The sequence below is a fragment of the Jatrophihabitans cynanchi genome (genome assembly GCF_027247405.1).
Lineage (GTDB): Bacteria > Actinomycetota > Actinomycetes > Mycobacteriales > Jatrophihabitantaceae > Jatrophihabitans_B > Jatrophihabitans_B cynanchi.
On record NZ_CP097463.1, the window covers coordinates 567,309 to 583,555 of the forward strand.

Consider the following 16,247-nt stretch of genomic DNA (forward strand, 5'->3'; position numbering starts at 1 on the left):
ATGACAACACGCTGCGCGATCATCGGTTCGGGCAACATCGGCACCGACCTGATGATGAAGATGAGGCGCTCGGAGGTGCTCGAGCTGGTCGCGCTCGTCGGCATCGACCCGGACAGTGACGGCCTGGCCCGCGCGCGAAAACTCGGCATCGAGGCGCCGCACACCGGCATCGACTGGGTGCAGCAGCATCCGGACGAGGTGGACCTGGTATTCGACGCGACGAGCGCCTACGTGCACGTGCGCAACGCGAAGATCCTCGAAGAACTCGGCATCGGGGCGATCGACCTGACTCCTGCGGCGCGCGGCCCCAAGGTGGTCCCCACAGTGAACCTCACCGCGCACCTGGACGCCCCGAACGTCAACATGATCACGTGCGGCGGGCAGGCGACGACGCCGATCGTCGCCGCGGTCAGCCGCGCTGCGACCGTGCCCTACGCGGAGATGGTCTCCACCGTCTCGTCCGTGTCGGCCGGGCCCGGCACCCGCAAGAACATCGACGAGTTCACCCGCACCACGGCCCGTGCGCTCGAGGAGATCGGCGGCGCCGAGCGCGGCAAGGCGATCATCATCCTGAACCCGGCCGACCCGCCGATCCTGATGCGCAACACGGTGTTCGCCGCGCTGCCGGAGGGAACCGATCACGAGGCCGTCGTCGACTCGGTCGAGCAGATGGTCAAGGACGTCGCCAACTACGTGCCCGGGTACCGGCTCAAGAACCCGGTGACGATCGAGGAGGGGCCGTTCAACACGCCCGGCGGAGTCGTCCCGCACCGCGTCGTCGTGCTGCTCGAGGTCGAGGGCGCCGGCGACTACCTGCCCACCTACGCCGGGAACCTGGACATCATGACCGCCGCGGCGATGGCCGTCGGCGAGGCCAAGGCCAACCACCTCGCAGGAGCATCGAAGTGAGCGCACCAGCCACCGCGGCCAAGCCGGCGTTCCGGCTCACCGACTCGACGCTGCGCGACGGCTCGCACGCCGTCGCGCACCAGTACACCGAGCAGCAGGCGATCGACATCGTCGCCGGGCTCGATCGCGCCGGCGTGCCCGTCATCGAGGTCTCGCACGGCGACGGGCTCGGCGGCTCGTCGTTCAATTACGGGTTCTCCGGCACCGACGAGATGAAGCTGATCAGCCGCGCCGTCGAGACCGCCAAGCAGGCCAAGATCGCCTGCCTGCTGTTGCCGGGCATCGGCGTGGCCGACGATCTCAAGGCGGTCAAGGACGCCGGCGTGCAGGTCGCGCGGATCGCGACGCACTGCACCGAGGCCGACATCGCCGAGCAGCACATCGGGATGGCCAAGGAACTGGGCATGGAAGCCGTCGGGTTCCTGATGATGGCGCACATGACCAGCCCGGACGAGCTGCTGCGCCAGGCGCTGATCATGCAGGAGTCCGGTGCCGACGTGGTCTACTGCGTCGACTCCGCGGGCGCACTCACCACCAAGACGGTCACCGAGCGCATCGAGACGCTGGTCGGCGGCCTGGACGTACCGGTCGGGCTGCACGCGCACGAGAACCTGTCGTTGTCGGTGGCGAACTCGCTGACCGCGCTCGATCACGGCGCCCTGCACATCGACGCCTGCACCGGCGGCGCAGGGGCAGGCGCGGGCAACTGCCCGACCGAGGTGTTCGTCGCGGTGTGCGACCGGATGGGCGTCGCGACCGGCGTCGACACGATGACGATGGTGGACGTGGCGGAGGAGGTTGTGCGGCCGGCGATGAACCGCCCGCAGATGGTCGACCGGGCAGCGCTGATCCTCGGCTACGCGGGCGTCTACGGTTCGTTCATGCTGCACTCCGAGCGGGCCGCCAAGCGCTACGGCGTCTCGCAGGCGCAGATCCTGATCGAGTTGGGCAAGCGCGGCGTCGTCGGTGGCCAGGAGGACATGATCATCGACGTGGCGCTCGAGCTGGCCGCGAACAAGTGAGCGAGCCGAAGCAGCTGGCGGCGCGGCTGATCCGGGCCGTCGACGAGCGCACCGGCATCGAGGCGCTCACGACGACGTCGGGTGCCTTTGACGTCGCGACCGCCTACGCGGTGCAGGACGCGCTGATCGCCGAACGCGTGGCGCGCGGCAACACCGTCGTCGGCGCCAAGCTCGGGCTGACCAGCGCGGCGAAGCAGAAGCAGATGAAGGTCGAGGAGCCGATCTACGGCTGGCTCACCAGCGACATGGCCCTGGACGTCGGCCAGCCGCTCGTGTGCGACAGGTTCATCCAGCCGCGCTGCGAGCCGGAGGTCGCGTTCCTGCTGCGCACCGACCTTCGGGGCGCGCACGTCACCGCCGCGCACGTGCTGGCCGCCACCGAGGCGGTGTTCCCGGCCATCGACGTGCTCGACTCGCGCTACTCGGGCTACTCGTTCACGTTGCCAGACGTCGCTGCCGACAACGCGTCCGGCGCCGCGTTCCTGCTCGGCGGCCAGGGCACGTCGCCGGCCGGGCTGGACCTGCGCCTGACCGGCGTCGTGCTGGAGAAGAACGGGCGGCTGGTGGCGACGGCCGCGGGCGCCGCCGTGCTCGGCCACCCGGCCGCGTCGGTGGCGTGGCTGGTGCGCGCGCTGGCTGCACGCGATCGCGGGCTGAGCGCCGGCCAGGTCGTGCTGTCCGGCGCGCTCACCGAAGCGTTCGCGGTCGCGCCGGGCGACGTGATCACGGCCCGCTACGACCGGCTCGGCTCGATCGAGCTCGCCTGCCGCTGACGCCGGAGGCGCAGGAAGATCCACTTACGCCCGCGCACCATCATTACCGGACGAGCCGGGGCCGGGCCGGGCGGCGTGTTGTCCGGACTCGGGTTCCTCGCCGGTTCGGTTGCGGGTAGCGTCGACACCCGATCGGGGACGAATTATCGGAGGCTGACACGAGGGGTCCGTCGAGGTCCGAATCGCTCGGCTCAGCTGGCGTGCCGCCGGGCCGTGCGCGGTGCCCTCATGTCGGTTCCCTTTGCCCCGGTTCCCTTGGCGCCGGAGTTCTTGGTACCGGAGTTCTTGGTGCCGGTGCGCAGGTGCGCGATGCAGAGGTTGGGCTCGACGAACGGCTCCAGCCGCTCCGCCGCCACCGGCGCGGACTGCTCGGCGAGCACCCCACGCATCAGCCCGAGATGCACTCCGCAGACGATCTCGCGGTGTTCTTCGGCCACCTCGCGGAACGGACAGTGGTGCAGCAGGATCTGCCGCTCGGTCGCGGAGCTGCCCGAGGCCACGGCCTCGGGCGCGAAGCCGATCTCTTCGAGCGCGGCGACCAGGCGCTCGGTCGCGGTCGCCTCGTCGACGCGGCGGTACGGCGCGGGACGCTCGGCCAGGAACCGGCCCCAGGTTTCGCCGGCCTCGACCGCGGATGCCACCGGACGATCGCTCTGGCTGGCCAGGTAGCTGGTGAGGATCTCGGCGAGCAGCCGGTAGCTGCGCCGCCCGGCGCTGACGCCGTCGGCGGTCGCGCTGTACAGGGTGCGCGGCCGGCCGGGCTGCGCGCGCACCTCACTCGTGCGCTGGGCCAGGCCCTGCTCGACCAGCGCGTCGAGATGGAACCGCGCGGTGTTCGTGTGCAGCCCGACCTTGCTGGAGACCTCGCCGACACCGATCGGGCCGGCCGAAGCCTGCAGTACGGCGAGCACCTGCGCACGGCTGTCCCCCATCGCCGCCCCGGTGGGCGGGTCGGCGCGCGTCAGGTCAGTGTTGGGCACCACTCAATTTTTCCATAAGAAGCTGGTAGAAACAACGTAACTCATTCTCCGCGAAGGGAGTCCGGCACGTGACCACGGTCAAGTCTCCGGAAACACCCGTCCCCGCGCCCATCACGGTGCGCCCGTTCCCCGAGCACACGGCGGCGAAGGGCTCGCTGTTCAGCCAGCTACTGCGAACGACCGATCACAAGATGATCGGCCGGATGTACATGGTCACGGCCTTCGTCTTCTTCGCCCTCGGCGGCGTGATGGCGCTGCTCATGCGGGCCGAACTCGCCCGCCCGGGAATGCAGTACCTCTCGCCGGAGCAGTACAACCAGCTGTTCACCATGCACGGCACGATCATGCTGCTGTTGTTCGCCACGCCGATGGTGTTCGCCTTCGCGAACCTGGTGCTGCCGCTGCAGATCGGCTCGCCCGACGTCGCGTTCCCGCGGCTGAACGCCTTCTCCTACTGGCTGTACCTGTTCGGCGGCATCATGACGCTGTCCGGCTTCCTGACACCCAACGGCGCCCCGGACTTCGGCTGGTTCGCCTACGCGCCGCTCAACAGCGTGCACAACACGCCCGGGGTCGGCGTCGACTTGTGGATCATCGGCCTGGGCATCGCCGGCCTCGGCACCATCCTGGGCGCCGTCAACATGGTCACTACGGTGGTCTGCCTGCGCGCACCCGGAATGACGATGTTCCGGATGCCGATCTTCACCTGGAACATCATGGTCACCAGCTTGCTGGTGCTGTTGATCTTCCCGATCCTGACCTCCGCACTGCTGGTGCTGTGGGTCGACCGCAACCTGGGCGCGCAGGTCTTCGACGCCAACAACGGCGGCGCGATGCTGTGGCAGCACCTGTTCTGGTTCTTCGGCCACCCCGAGGTGTACGTCGTGGCCGTGCCGTTCTTCGGCATCGTCACCGAGGTCATCCCGGTGTTCAGCCACAAACCGCTGTTCGGCTACAAGGGCATGGTGCTCGCGACGTTCGCGATCTCCGGACTGTCGATGACGGTGTGGGCGCACCACATGTTCACCACCGGCGCGGTGCTGCTGCCGTTCTTCAGCGTGATGTCGTTCCTGATCGCCGTGCCCACCGGGATGAAGTTCTTCAACTGGATCGGGTCGATGTGGCGCGGTGCGATCACCTTCGACACCCCGATGATCTTCTCGCTGGGCTTCATGGTGACCTTCCTGTTCGGCGGCATGACCGGCGTGCTGCTGGCCAGCCCGCCGCTGGACTTCCACGTCTCGGACACCTACTTCGTGGTGGCGCACTTCCACTACGTGCTGTTCGGCACGATCGTGTTCGCCGTGTACTCCGGCTTCTACTTCTGGTTCCCCAAGTTCACCGGCCGCTACATGGACGAGAAGCTGGGCAAGGTGCACTTCTGGCTGACATTCATCGGCTTCCATCTGACCTTCCTGGTGCAGCATTGGCTGGGTGAGGAGGGCATGCCGCGCCGCTACGCCGACTACCTGCCGACGGACGGCTTCACCACCCTCAACACGGTTTCGACGATCGGCTCGTTCGTGCTCGGGGCGTCGATGATCCCGTTCGTGTGGAACGTCTACCACTCCTACCGGTACGGCGAGATCACCACCGCCGACGACCCGTGGGGCTTCGGCAACTCGCTGGAGTGGGCGACGTCCTCACCGCCGCCGCGGCACAACTTCACCTCGATCCCGCGGATCCGCTCCGAGCGGCCGGCGTTCGAGTACCACTACCCCCACCTGCGTGAGCAGCTGGCTGCCGAGGCGCACTCGGGCAAGCGGCACGAGCCGATGCCGAGCGTCGCGTCGGCGACGCTCGGCGGCGACGGCCCACGCTCGGGCGCACATGATCCGGAGCCGGGAGCCGACCGCCCATAGTTTTTCCAACGCCATTCGGATAAACTGGTGAGGACGCTAGGCGCCCGGCCCCGGTGGCGCAGTGAGGACGAGTCGGATGAGCATCGCAGTACGCAACGCCGTGACCACCTGGGAGGGCTCACTGGCCGGTGGCGGAGGCACGCTGACCGGCGCGAGCGGCGCACTCGGCGAGTTGCCGGTCACCTGGGCCGCCCGCACCGAAGAGCCAGGGGGCAAGACCAGCCCGGAGGAACTGGCCGCCGCCGCACATTCGTCCTGCTTCGCGATGGCGTTGTCGCTGCGCCTGACCGAGCGGCACCGTCCCCCCGAGCGGCTGCGGGTCGAGGCCAGCGTCACCCTGGACGAGGTCGACGGCCTGCCGACGATCATCTCCTCCCAACTGCTGGTCCGGGCCCGCGTCAGCGGCCTGGACGACGACGAGTTCGCGCAGGCGGTGCAGGAGGCCGAGCAGTTGTGCCCGGTGTCCAGGCTGTTCGCCGGCGCCCGGGTCAGCGTCGAGGCGCTGCTCGAGCCCAACTGAACCACCCCGTCCGCTGGAGCCCCTCATGTCCGACACCACCCAGGCCATCGTGCTGGGCCTATTCACCCTGGCCAGTTGCATCTGGGTCGGCGGCTACGTCGCGATCGCGGTCGTCGCCCGCGTCGCCACCGGCACGCTCGACCCAGCCCAGCGCATCGCGTTCTTCCGCGGCCTCGGCCGCTCCTACCTGCGGGTCGGCGCCCCAGCTCTTGCCGTCGCCCTCGGCACCGGCGCCGTCCTGCTCGGTGACCACGGCTGGGACGGTACGGTGCTCAGCGCCGTGGTAGTGGCGCTCGCCCTGGTCGCCGCGCTGTGCGTAGGTGTCGTGCAGGCGCGCCGGATGGGCCGGCTCCGGTCGCGCTCCGTCGCTGCGCCCGACGACCTCGAACTCAAGCGCCGTGTCCAGAAGTGCGCGCGCGGCGCCGCGTTGTTGCGCGCCGCGATCGGCGTGCTCAGCCTGGTGCTGATCGCGCTCGGATCGGTGCTGGCCAGTTGAACAGGTACATCAGGAACAGTCACAGACGACAGGGAGCAGACAAATGACCTACGTGATCGGCGAGCCGTGCATCGACGTCGTGGACCGAGCCTGTGTCGAGGAGTGCCCGGTCGACTGCATCTACGAGGGCTCGCGGGCGCTGTACATCCACCCGGACGAATGCGTCGACTGCGGCGCGTGCGAGCCGGTGTGCCCGGTCGAGGCCATCTACTACGAGGACGACCTGCCGGAGAAGTGGCAGCTGTTCACCGAGGACAACGCGCGGTTCTTCGCCGAGCCGTTGCCCGGTCGCGACGCACCGCTCGGATCACCCGGCGGGGCCGGCAAGCTCGGCCCGCTCGGGGTCGACACCGAACTGGTCGCCGGCCATCCTCCCGTCGAGGGCGCAGCTCACTCCTGAGCCCCAGATACGGCAGCGGGCCCCGTCCCTCACGGACGGGGCCCGCGAACCGTTCGCGGTGACAGCTTCAGCCGGTCGCGGCGGCCACCCGGCCGATGCGCACCCGCCACACCTCCGGCCCCTCCTCCAGGTACTCCCAGCTGAACTCGCCGGCGTTCTCGGCCTCGAACTGGTAGCGCAGCGGCTTGGGGTCGTGGTCGTTCACCAGCACGTACGCCTCGCCCGGCGCGATCTTGCCGAACGACTCGAAGATGAGTTCGTGACGGCGCCTCGGGATCTCGGTGCGGACGTCGAGTATGCGGTCATCGGTGGGTGCGGGCTCTTCACTGGGCACAGCAGTCTCCTTGCTCGTCGGTCGTTGGTCTTGTCGGGCTTCCAGTTGCGCTTCCATTCGCGCGATGTGGTGCATCGCGCCGTCCAGGTGCATGGCCTGTCGAGGGTGGCCGGCCCGCAGCAGCTTCCAGCCGTCGGCGGCGAGGCGGCCGGCGGCGCGCGGTTGACCGGCCTCGGCCAGCTGGCGGCAGGCGCGAACGAGAACCCGGGTCAGGCCGTCGACGGCGTCGGGCTCAGCCGACACGGGTGATGGCCACGCGCCAGACCTGCGGGCCCGCCTCGCGGTAGGTCCACTCGAAGCGGTCCGGCCACAGCGCCGACGTCTGGTAGCGCAGCGGCTTCGGGTCATGGTCGTTGACGATGAGCAGCTCCTCGCCGGGCGCCAGGGCATCGAGCCGACCGAAGATGATCTCGTGACGCTGGCCGTGCGGCAACAGGCGCACGTCCAGGCCGCCGTCCGGCACACCGGCCGGGGACGCGCTCGGGGCGGCCGGCTCCGGGCGCTCGCCGAACTGCACCGCAACCGGGCCTGCGGCCGGCTCGCTGTCGGCGTGTTCGTGCGAGCAGCCGCATCCGCAGCCACCGTCCTGGCTCGCGCCGGCGCCGGCGTGCTCGTGGCCGCCGAGGATCTCGTGCATTCCGTCGAGCGCGGCGGGCAGGTCGATGCCGGACTGGTCGAGCGCGGGCAGCAGCAGGTCGTTCTCCTTGCTCAGGTGCACCTCGAACAGCGCGAGCGCGGAGGCCGCGACGGTCGAGGCGTCGAACGCGCTGCGTGCCAGGCCCAGCTCGCCGATGAGGCCGACGAGCGAGCGGTGCTCGGCGATCATGCCGTCGATCAGCAACCGGGTGCGGTCCAGCTCCGCGCCCTCGCTGTACAGCGCGTGCTCCTCGGCCACCGCGTGCGGCACCAACTCGGTGCGGTACCAGTCCTCCAGCGCCCGGCGCGCCGGGGCGGCGTCGTGTCCGGCGCGTGCGGACGTCAGCACGTCCGCGGTCAACGCGCGCAACTGGCTGGCGAGCTGGGCGTGGTGGGCGCGGATCGCGCTGATGACCGCTGCATTCGCGTCTGTGGTCACGGCGGTGCCGATCGACATTCCGCTCTCCTCGTCTCGGAAATGAACTCAGCTTGTATTTACACTCAGCTTGTTTTTACACCTCGACTAGTGAAAAATACAAGCCATGGGAGCTGGACCGTTGTCCGTCACACACCTGCTGGACGCCGGAAGCGAGGCCGATCAGTTGCGCGAACTGCTGCGCGGCGTCCCCGACCCGGAACTCGGCGTCGACATCGTCTCGCTCGGGCTGGTCTACGGCCTCGAGGTCAACGGCCGGAACGCGGCGGTCCTCGCGACCACGACCACTCCGGCATGCCCGCTCGGGGACTACATCACCGCGGAGATCGAGCGCGTGCTGCTGGAGAGCGGTGCCGTCGATCACGTGCAGGTGGAGATCACCTACAACCCGCCATGGACGCCGGAGAAGATGTCCGACGAGGCCAAGCAGGCCTTCGGCTGGTGATGATGGCCGCCACGCTGTCGCGCCGGCTGCCGGTGCTCGTCCTCGGTGTCGTGTGCCTGCTCGCGGGGCTCTGGGGTGGCCTGCTGTTGCTCGGGTTGCCGCTGCCGACGCTGCGGTCCTCGACCGCCGCCGATCACGGACCACTGATGGCGCTCGGCTTCCTGGGCACGGTGATCTCGCTGGAGCGTGCGGTTGCGCTGCGCCGGCCGTGGGGTTTCCTGGCCCCGATCGCGGCCGGGACCGGTGGGTTGGCCCTGCTGGCCGGGTTGCCTGGCGTGCTGGGCTGGTCGCTGCTCTGTGTCGCCGCGGTCGTGTTCCTGATCGTCTACGCGGTGGTCATGACCATCGCGCCGGCCTTGCATCTCGTGGTCATGGCGGCAGGCGGCGTGTGCTGGTACGTCGCGACCGTGCTCTGGCTCGGCGGCTGGTCGATCCCGCGTCTCGTCCCGTGGCTGGCGGGCTTCCTCGTCCTCACCATCCTCGGCGAGCGGCTCGAGCTGGCCCGGGTCGCGCTGTTGAGCAAGGCCTCGTTGCGCGCCTTCACCGTCGCCGGGACGGCCTTCGGCGCCGGGCTCGCGATGACCGCGGTGTCAGGATCCACCGCGACCGTCGGGGTCCGGCTGGCGGGCGCCGGCCTGGTCGGACTGGCGTTGTGGGGCGCGAAGTACGACGTGGCCCGGCGCACCGTCAAGATCGCCGGCGTCACCCGGTTCATGGCGGTGTGCCTGCTCGCCGGGTACGCCTGGCTGCTCAGCGCGGGCGTCGTCTGGCTGGCCGCCGGCGATCTCGGACGCAGCGTGGCGACCTACGATGTCGCGCTGCACGCGGTGTTCCTCGGCTTCGTGATGTCGATGATCTTCGGCCACGCGCCGGTCATCGTCCCCGCCGTGCTCGGCGTCCGGCTGCCGTTCCGACCCTGGTTCTACGTCCATCTGGCCGTGCTGCACCTTGCCCTGCTGGTCAGGCTGGTCGCCGGGGACTACCTGGGCAACACCATCGCGTGGCAGGTGGGCGGAAGCGGCACCGAGTTGGCGATCGTGCTGTTCCTGATCGCCTCGGCGGCCGCGGTGCTGCGGGCCCGCTCGAACGTGTCCCGCCCGGTGCCGCTCGCGCGAAAGAAGGCGGCGTGAGCACCCCGCGACGTCACTCCGAGCGTGTCATCGGGCTTGCCCTCGGTTCGGTGCTGGTGCTGGTCGCACTGTCGGTTGCCGTGTTCGTCGGCCGCGGGACGGCGCACGACACGGTGGCCATCGACGGTGGCGGCCAGCGCACCGTCGCGGTGACCTTGCAGGCGATGCACATCTCACCCTCGGTGATCACCGTGCCGAGCGGAACCCGCCTGGTACTGCAGGTGACCAACGCCGACGCGACGCGCCACGATCTGTACCTCGACGGTGGGCCGCAGACTGCACTGCTCGCGCAGGGACAGAGCGCCCGGCTGGACGTCGGGGTGGTCACGCACGCGCTGCAAGGCTGGTGCACCGTGCCCGGGCACAAGGCGGCGGGCATGACGATGAGCATCCAGGTCACGGGCGCGCCGTCGGGGAGCGCGACGATGCCCGGGATGGCCGCTAGCGGCGACACCTCCCCCGCCATCAACTTCGGCGCTGCGCCGGGGCCGGACTGGCACGCTTACGATCCGGCGCTGCCGCTCGCCCCGGATGCGCACGTCCACCGGCTCACGCTCACCGTCCAGGACGTCGTCGCCGAGGTCGCGCCGGGCGTGCGCCAGGCGCTGTGGACCTACAACGGCACGGCGCCCGGTCCGGTGCTGCACGGCCGGGTCGGCGACCGCTTCGTCATCACCATCGTCAACCACGGCGACATGGCGCACAGCATCGACTTCCACGCCGGAGCGGTCAACCCGGACACCGCCATGCGCTCGATCGATCCGGGCCAGTCGCTGGTCTACGAGTTCACCGCGAAGTACGCGGGGGCCTGGCTGTACCACTGCAGCACGATGCCGATGTCGCTACACATCGCGAACGGCATGTTCGGTGCCGTGATCGTCGACCCGCCCGGCCTGGCGCCGGTGGCCGCCCAGTACGTCATGGTCCAGTCCGAGCTGTATCTCGGAGCACAGGGCGGCATCGCCGACGAGCGCAAGATCTCCGCGCGGCAACCCGACGCGGTGGTGTTCAACGGGTACGTCGACCAGTACGACCACGCGCCCATCGAGGTCGACGCCGGCACCAGGATCCGCGTGTGGGTGGTCGACGCCGGGCCGCAGGACGGCACCTCGTTCCACGTGGTCGGCACCCAGTTCGACACCGTGTTCGCCGAGGGCGCCTATCAGCTGCGTGCAGGCAACGCCGAACACGGTGCGGCACAAACCCTCGCGCTCGCTCCCGGCCAGGGCGGCTTCGTCGAGTTCACCCTGCCGAGCGCCGGGCACTATCCGTTCGTGGATCACGCGATGGTCGACGGCGAGCACGGGGCGCACGGGGTGTTCCTCGCCCGCTGACCACTCGGCGGCGTCAGCGCGTCTTCCCCCATCGTCAGCGCGTCTTCCCCCATCGGGTTACGAGATCCGGGGCCCGATTCCGGTAACCGGAGGGGGGAAGTGTGCGTCAAGAGGGGGGAAGTGTGCGGTCGCTGTCACCGTGCGGCGGGCACTCGGAATCCGCGCCGCCAGCGACCGCCGCACCAGGACACCCAGCGCGCCGTCGGCGTGGCGGTGCCTGCAGGCGGGAACCGGCGCGGGTCGTCCCAAGCCGGGGCGATCGGTGCCTGCGCGTAGTCGATCTCCTTGCCCAGCCGCTGCAGTGCGTCGCGCCCGCTCAGCGTCGCCCCGCCGGTGAGCACGACCGGCAGTGCCGAGCTGCCGAGGGCGGCCCACTCGCGGTGCCAGGTCACGGTGCGGCGCCATGCCTCGAAGGTGATCGGGCCGCGGTCGACGCTCACGGCGTAGCCGGACGAGCGCAGCGCCTCGACCGTGGAGGTGCCGCGCAGGATCGGGCCCTCGAGCGGGCCGCGCAGCACGGCCGGGCTGCCGATGTCGGCGCCCTGCTGCCAGTACAGCGCGGTCAGCAGCCGCCGGACATCGTCGGCGACCCCGATGCCGTAGGCCTCGGCATAGGCCGAGACGGCTGCCTCGGTCTTGGGCAGCAACGCCGGGATCGTCCGTGGCAGCGACTCGCCCGGCAGGAGCAACTCGTCCAGTTCGGCGAACCGCTGGGCGAGCCCGTCCTGCTCGTCCGCGCTCAACTTGCGCCCGCCCACAGGCAGGTGCGGGGAAAGCTCGACGGCGCGCCAGTCGACGGCGACGCCGGCGGCCCGCAGGACGTCGACGCGATGGGCGGCCAGGTAGCAGTCCGGGCAGCTGAAGTCCGCGTACACGGTCAGGCTCATGAGGGCCTCCTCGCCTTGGTATATTTACCATAGTATTCGTCTTTATTACCGGCAAGCTAAGCCCTGTGGCGGACCAGACAGGGCCGGACGGAGGAGAACGGCATGGCAGAAGCGGCAGCATCAGCAGAGGCAGCACCGTCGCTGGCGGAGGCGCTCGAGCGCGAGCACCACGAGATCGACGCCGGGATCGAGGCCTTCGGCACCGGCGGCGCCCCGGAGGCGGAGCGGGAAGCGCTGGTCGCAGCGATTGCCGCGCTGCGCAGGCACATCTACCTCGAGGAGGAGTTCTTCTTCCCGGCCCTGAGCGAGGCCGGCCTGGTGGCTCCGGTATTCGTCATGCTGCGCGAGCACGGCCAGATGTGGCGCACGCTCGATGCGCTGACGCTGGAGTTGCGTGCCGACGCCGGCAATCCGGAGGTCCGCACCCTGATCCGCGAGCTCACCGTGCAGTTGCAGCACCACAACGGCAAGGAGGAGCAGATTCTGTACCCGCAGGCGGACACCGCGCTCGACGGCCAGGCGGCCGAACGACTGCGGACCTTCCTCGCGGACGGCGAACTGCCCGGCGACTGGGTCTGTCAGCGCGCAGGCTGAGGACGGCGCCGGTTCGAGATACCAGCGATCGGAGCTAACGAACACGACCAGCTGGTCCACCCCGTTCAACACCCGGCCCGCGTGATCTGCTGCAGCCACCGGGTGGCCGGCGTCACCGTGCTCGTCACATGCTTGAGTTTCACGCGCCGTGGCCGATGTGACGTCCGTGTATGTGCTCGGCGCCTTCGTGCCACGAAACCCAGCCGTCGCGCGCCAGGTGCTGTTCGCCCTCACGGTGGCCGCCACTGGTGTGACGCTGGTCTTCAGCGTGCTCGCGCCCCGGACGTTGTTCCCGGCGAACCAGTCGGCGGGCGTCACCGGGACCTGCGTCGCCGTATGCCTGTTCCTTCTCGCGCTCGCATGCGACCTGCGCTTCCGCCGCCGCGACGCGGTCTGGGCCTGGGCGGCGTTCCCCTTCCTCGCGGTTGCAGCGATCACCGGGCTCGACCTGTTGAGCGCGGACGCCTCCGTCGCGGCGCAGGTGTTCTTCCTGCTGCCCGTCCTGTACGCCGGCGCGCAACTGCACTATGTGGGCGTGGCGTGTGTCTCGGCCGCGGTTACGGCCGGGGTGACGATCGTGAACGTGGCGCTCGGGTCGGGCTGGACCGCGATCGCGAACACCTGTTTCGTCGCGGCCACCCTGGCGGTGACCGCGGGTGCCCTGGCCGTCGGTGGCCGGCGCACCGATCTGCTGATCGCGCAGCTGGAGAAGCAGGCCACGGTGGACCCGCTGACCGGCCTGTTCACGCGCCGCGCCCTGGACCGGGCCGCCGAGCTGAACCAGTCCACCGACGAACTCGGGCTGCTCGTACTCGACCTCGACAACTTCAAGAAGGTCAACGACGTCCACGGCCACCTGGCCGGGGACGCCGTCCTCCAACAGCTCAGCGCGCTGTTGACCGATCTGAGCCGGCACACCGACGCCATCGCGCGGATGGGCGGCGACGAGATCGCGATGCTGCTGCCGGGCTGCTCGCTCGATGCCGCGTATGCGATCGCGGACGAGGTCCTACGCGCGATCCGCAGCCACCGGTTCGACGTCAGCATGTCCACGATGACCCGCTCACACGCCCCGACCGTGCTGCGCCTGACCGCATCGGTCGGTGTCGCGCACCTGCCGACGCATTCGGACACGCTCGCCGGGCTGTACGCGGTGGCCGACGCCGGGCTGTACGAAGCGAAGGCCGGCGGGCGCGATCAGGTCGGCGGGCTCTCCCGAAAGGACCCGCACGCCGCCTAAGGCCGGATCCACCGTTCGGCCTTGAGTTGCTCACGTGATCTTCGTGCTGGCCGCGGGTCGCCCGGGGCAGGACTCGTCTGCCTGCCTCTCTCCGCGGTCAGCGCCCCTCCGATCAATCCGCGCAGTGGATCGGGCTAGGTCTTGAGCGGGTAGCTGGGCGCGGGGTCGTGTGCGGTGTTGCGGACGGGGGTTTGGTCGCCTGTCCAGGCGGGTGGGATCCAGTGCGGGATCCCTCCCCTGCCGGCTACGCCTTCATCGGCGGGGGGACCCCCACTGAGCATGCGGCACACCCAGCCGAGGCGTTCGAACGTGCGGTGATGGAACGTGCAGAGTAGGCAGCCGTTGTCCACATGGGTGGGTCCGCCGTCGGCCCAGGGCACGATGCGGCGCGAGCCGGACTGCCGATGCGCTTTCACACAACAGCGGCGATGCAACCGGCGACGGCAACCGAGAAAGATCCACCCGGGCAGACGCCAGTTCGCCCTGTCCGGGGCCAAGCTTGGCCGGAGCGGAACGCCGAGCGGCCGACCCCAGGTCCGCGCCATCGACGCTCGCCACTACCTGCCGCGGGAGCGGTCCGAGCCGGCTGCCACCGCCGTGCGAGCACTCTGGGCCGAGAACGGGTAGGCCGACACTGTGGACTACGACGACTGGTTCCTGACCGCACAGCAGCGCGACAACCCCGACACCGTGCTGGACTGCCGGCATGAGGGCGGTGCGGCCTGGTCCACCGGCAACGAGGTCCGGGCGCTGATCCACGGCGCTACCTACTTCGCCGAGCTGCGGCGGCACATCGCCGGCCTCGAACGCGGTGACCTGCTGCTGTTCACCGACTGGCGCGGCGACCCCGACCAGCAGTTGGACGACGGACCCGGGCACGACATCGCGACCGCGCTCGCCGACGCCGCCCGCCGTGGTGTGGTCGTCAAGGCGCTGGTCTGGCGTTCGCACTGGGACCGGCTGGCGTTCAGCGCGCAGGAGAACCGGCACCTGGGCGAGGACATTGAGGCGGCCGGCGGCGAATGCCTGCTGGACATGCGGGTGCGGACCGGCGGATCGCACCACCAGAAGTTCGCGGTGCTACGGCACCGGGGACGACCCGAACTCGACGTCGCCTTCGTGGGCGGCATCGACCTGTGCCACAGCAGACGGGACGACGAGCAGCATCACGGCGACGCGCAGCGCCAGCCGATGGCCGCGGTCTACGGCGAGCGACCGCCGTGGCACGACGCCCAGGCGCAGATCCGCGGGCCGGCGGTCGGCGACGTCGAGGCGGTGTTCCGGGAACGCTGGAACGACCCCGCTCCCCTGGCGCGCAACCCGCTGTACCGGATCGGCGAGCTGGTGCGCGGCGAGGACACGCACACCGATCCGTTGCCCGCCCAGCTGCCCGATCCCGCGCCACGCGGCAGCTGCGCCGTGCAGTTGCTGCGCACTTACCCGTACCGCAAGCGCGGTTACCCGTTCGCTTCGCGTGGCGAGCGCAGCGTCGCCCGCGGCTACCAGAAGGCCATCTCGCGCGCCCGGCGGCTGATCTACCTGGAGGACCAGTACTTCTGGGGAGCCGAGATCGTGCGCAGTTTCGCGGACGCGCTCGCCGCACACGACGAGCTGCACCTGATCGTCGTGATCCCGCACTACCCGGACCAGGAGGGCTGGACGATGCCGCCGAACCTGATCGGCCGCCAGGATGCGCTGCGCGAGATCCGCGCCGCCGGGGGTGACCGGGTGGCGGTCTACGGCCTGGAGAACCATGCCGGCGTACCGGTGTACGTGCACGCGAAGGTCTGCATCCTCGACGACGTCTGGGCGTCGATCGGCTCGGACAACGTCAACCGGCGGTCATGGACGCACGACTCCGAGCTGACTTGTGCGGTCATCGACGACGCGGGACAGTTCCCGCGCGAGCTGCGGCTGGCCCTGGCCCGCGAGCACCTGGATCGACCAGCCGACCCCGATCGGACCGGCGACGGGCAGCCGGGCGACGCCGACCTGCTCGACCCGGCCGGCCTGTTCGCCGCCTTCGCCGAGTCCGCGGCGCGCTTGCAGCAGTGGCACCGGGACGGATGCGCCGGCCCGCGGCCGCCGGGCCGGCTGCGTCCCTACGATCCGCCCGGGCTCGGGTCACGCACCCGGCTCTGGGCACGGCCGCTCTACCGGGCGATCTACGACCCTGACGGACGCCCCCGACGGCTGCGCCGCGAACACCGGTTCTGACGCAGGTCGACCGGAACGTGCTTCGGCCCCGG

The 16,247-nt window shown here is 70.1% G+C and carries 17 protein-coding genes; 13 read left to right on the plus strand and 4 right to left on the minus strand.

Features of this window, described 5'->3' with window-relative positions; all coding sequences use genetic code 11:
• Genes M6B22_RS02755 through M6B22_RS02765 form a run of 3 tightly spaced genes read left to right on the plus strand, consistent with a single transcriptional unit; the run spans position 1 to position 2,704 of the window.
• Positions 1-909 carry an acetaldehyde dehydrogenase (acetylating) gene (locus tag M6B22_RS02755; RefSeq protein ID WP_269444247.1) on the plus strand — a complete coding sequence of 303 codons (909 nt, stop codon included), beginning with the start codon at positions 1-3 and terminating at the stop codon, positions 907-909.
• Complete coding sequence (gene dmpG / locus M6B22_RS02760) at positions 906-1,931, plus strand: 4-hydroxy-2-oxovalerate aldolase (RefSeq protein ID WP_269444248.1); 1,026 nt, start codon at positions 906-908, stop codon at positions 1,929-1,931. The genes M6B22_RS02755 and dmpG overlap by 4 nt, the downstream gene beginning before the upstream one ends.
• The gene (locus M6B22_RS02765) at positions 1,928-2,704 is read left to right on the plus strand and encodes a 2-keto-4-pentenoate hydratase (RefSeq protein WP_269444249.1); all 777 of its coding nucleotides are present in this window, start codon (positions 1,928-1,930) and stop codon (positions 2,702-2,704) included. Before dmpG ends, M6B22_RS02765 begins: the two co-directional genes overlap by 4 nt.
• Before the next feature lie 191 nt (positions 2,705-2,895).
• Here M6B22_RS02765 and M6B22_RS02770 read toward each other — a convergent pair whose 3' ends face one another.
• Positions 2,896-3,684, minus strand: a complete 789-nt coding sequence (locus M6B22_RS02770) for a helix-turn-helix transcriptional regulator (RefSeq protein WP_269444250.1) — start codon at positions 3,682-3,684, stop codon at positions 2,896-2,898.
• Positions 3,685-3,752: 68 nt separating this feature from the next.
• Here M6B22_RS02770 and ctaD point away from each other — a divergent pair, with 68 nt between their 5' ends.
• The 4 genes from ctaD to fdxA all read left to right on the plus strand — a co-directional run bounded on the left by ctaD (position 3,753) and on the right by fdxA (position 6,962).
• Positions 3,753-5,546, plus strand: a complete 1,794-nt coding sequence (ctaD, locus tag M6B22_RS02775) for an aa3-type cytochrome oxidase subunit I (RefSeq protein WP_269444251.1) — start codon at positions 3,753-3,755, stop codon at positions 5,544-5,546.
• A 76-nt stretch (positions 5,547-5,622) separates the two neighbouring features.
• Positions 5,623-6,066: an OsmC family peroxiredoxin gene (locus tag M6B22_RS02780; protein ID WP_269444252.1), complete on the plus strand. Its 444-nt coding sequence runs from the start codon at positions 5,623-5,625 to the stop codon at positions 6,064-6,066.
• Positions 6,067-6,091: 25 nt separating this feature from the next.
• Entirely contained in the window at positions 6,092-6,562 is a 471-nt protein-coding gene (locus M6B22_RS02785; protein WP_269444253.1) for a hypothetical protein, read from the plus strand.
• A gap of 43 nt (positions 6,563-6,605) precedes the next feature.
• Positions 6,606-6,962, plus strand: coding sequence for a ferredoxin (fdxA, locus tag M6B22_RS02790; protein ID WP_269444254.1), 357 nt, complete (start codon positions 6,606-6,608; stop codon positions 6,960-6,962).
• A gap of 67 nt (positions 6,963-7,029) precedes the next feature.
• Here the strand turns inward: fdxA and M6B22_RS02795 are convergent, their stop codons facing one another.
• Positions 7,030-7,539 (minus strand): DUF2249 domain-containing protein, encoded by a 510-nt coding sequence (locus tag M6B22_RS02795; RefSeq protein ID WP_269444255.1) that lies wholly within the window; start codon positions 7,537-7,539, stop codon positions 7,030-7,032.
• Positions 7,529-8,389: a DUF2249 domain-containing protein gene (locus M6B22_RS02800; RefSeq protein WP_269444256.1), complete on the minus strand. Its 861-nt coding sequence runs from the start codon at positions 8,387-8,389 to the stop codon at positions 7,529-7,531. Before M6B22_RS02800 ends, M6B22_RS02795 begins: the two co-directional genes overlap by 11 nt.
• 100 nt (positions 8,390-8,489) lie before the next feature.
• Between M6B22_RS02800 and M6B22_RS02805 the strand changes: the two genes are divergently transcribed.
• Genes M6B22_RS02805 through M6B22_RS02815 form a run of 3 tightly spaced genes read left to right on the plus strand, consistent with a single transcriptional unit; the run spans position 8,490 to position 11,277 of the window.
• Positions 8,490-8,813 carry a metal-sulfur cluster assembly factor gene (locus tag M6B22_RS02805; RefSeq protein ID WP_269444257.1) on the plus strand — a complete coding sequence of 108 codons (324 nt, stop codon included), beginning with the start codon at positions 8,490-8,492 and terminating at the stop codon, positions 8,811-8,813.
• 2 nt (positions 8,814-8,815) lie between these two features.
• The gene (locus M6B22_RS02810) at positions 8,816-9,943 is read left to right on the plus strand and encodes a hypothetical protein (RefSeq protein ID WP_269444258.1); all 1,128 of its coding nucleotides are present in this window, start codon (positions 8,816-8,818) and stop codon (positions 9,941-9,943) included.
• Positions 9,940-11,277, plus strand: coding sequence for a multicopper oxidase domain-containing protein (locus M6B22_RS02815; RefSeq protein ID WP_269444259.1), 1,338 nt, complete (start codon positions 9,940-9,942; stop codon positions 11,275-11,277). Before M6B22_RS02810 ends, M6B22_RS02815 begins: the two co-directional genes overlap by 4 nt.
• A 134-nt stretch (positions 11,278-11,411) precedes the next feature.
• Here M6B22_RS02815 and M6B22_RS02820 read toward each other — a convergent pair whose 3' ends face one another.
• Positions 11,412-12,164 (minus strand): DsbA family oxidoreductase, encoded by a 753-nt coding sequence (locus M6B22_RS02820; RefSeq protein WP_269444260.1) that lies wholly within the window; start codon positions 12,162-12,164, stop codon positions 11,412-11,414.
• Between the two features lie 102 nt (positions 12,165-12,266).
• Between M6B22_RS02820 and M6B22_RS02825 the strand changes: the two genes are divergently transcribed.
• The 3 genes from M6B22_RS02825 (at position 12,267) to M6B22_RS02835 (ending at position 16,215) form a co-directional block, all read left to right on the plus strand.
• Positions 12,267-12,758: a hemerythrin domain-containing protein gene (locus tag M6B22_RS02825; RefSeq protein ID WP_269444261.1), complete on the plus strand. Its 492-nt coding sequence runs from the start codon at positions 12,267-12,269 to the stop codon at positions 12,756-12,758.
• A 157-nt stretch (positions 12,759-12,915) separates the two neighbouring features.
• On the plus strand, positions 12,916-13,998 hold the full coding sequence (locus tag M6B22_RS02830; protein WP_269444262.1) for a GGDEF domain-containing protein: 1,083 nt from the start codon (positions 12,916-12,918) through the stop codon (positions 13,996-13,998).
• A 636-nt stretch (positions 13,999-14,634) separates the two neighbouring features.
• Positions 14,635-16,215, plus strand: a complete 1,581-nt coding sequence (locus M6B22_RS02835; RefSeq protein WP_269444263.1) for a phospholipase D family protein — start codon at positions 14,635-14,637, stop codon at positions 16,213-16,215.
• The last annotated feature ends 32 nt before the right edge of the window (positions 16,216-16,247 follow it).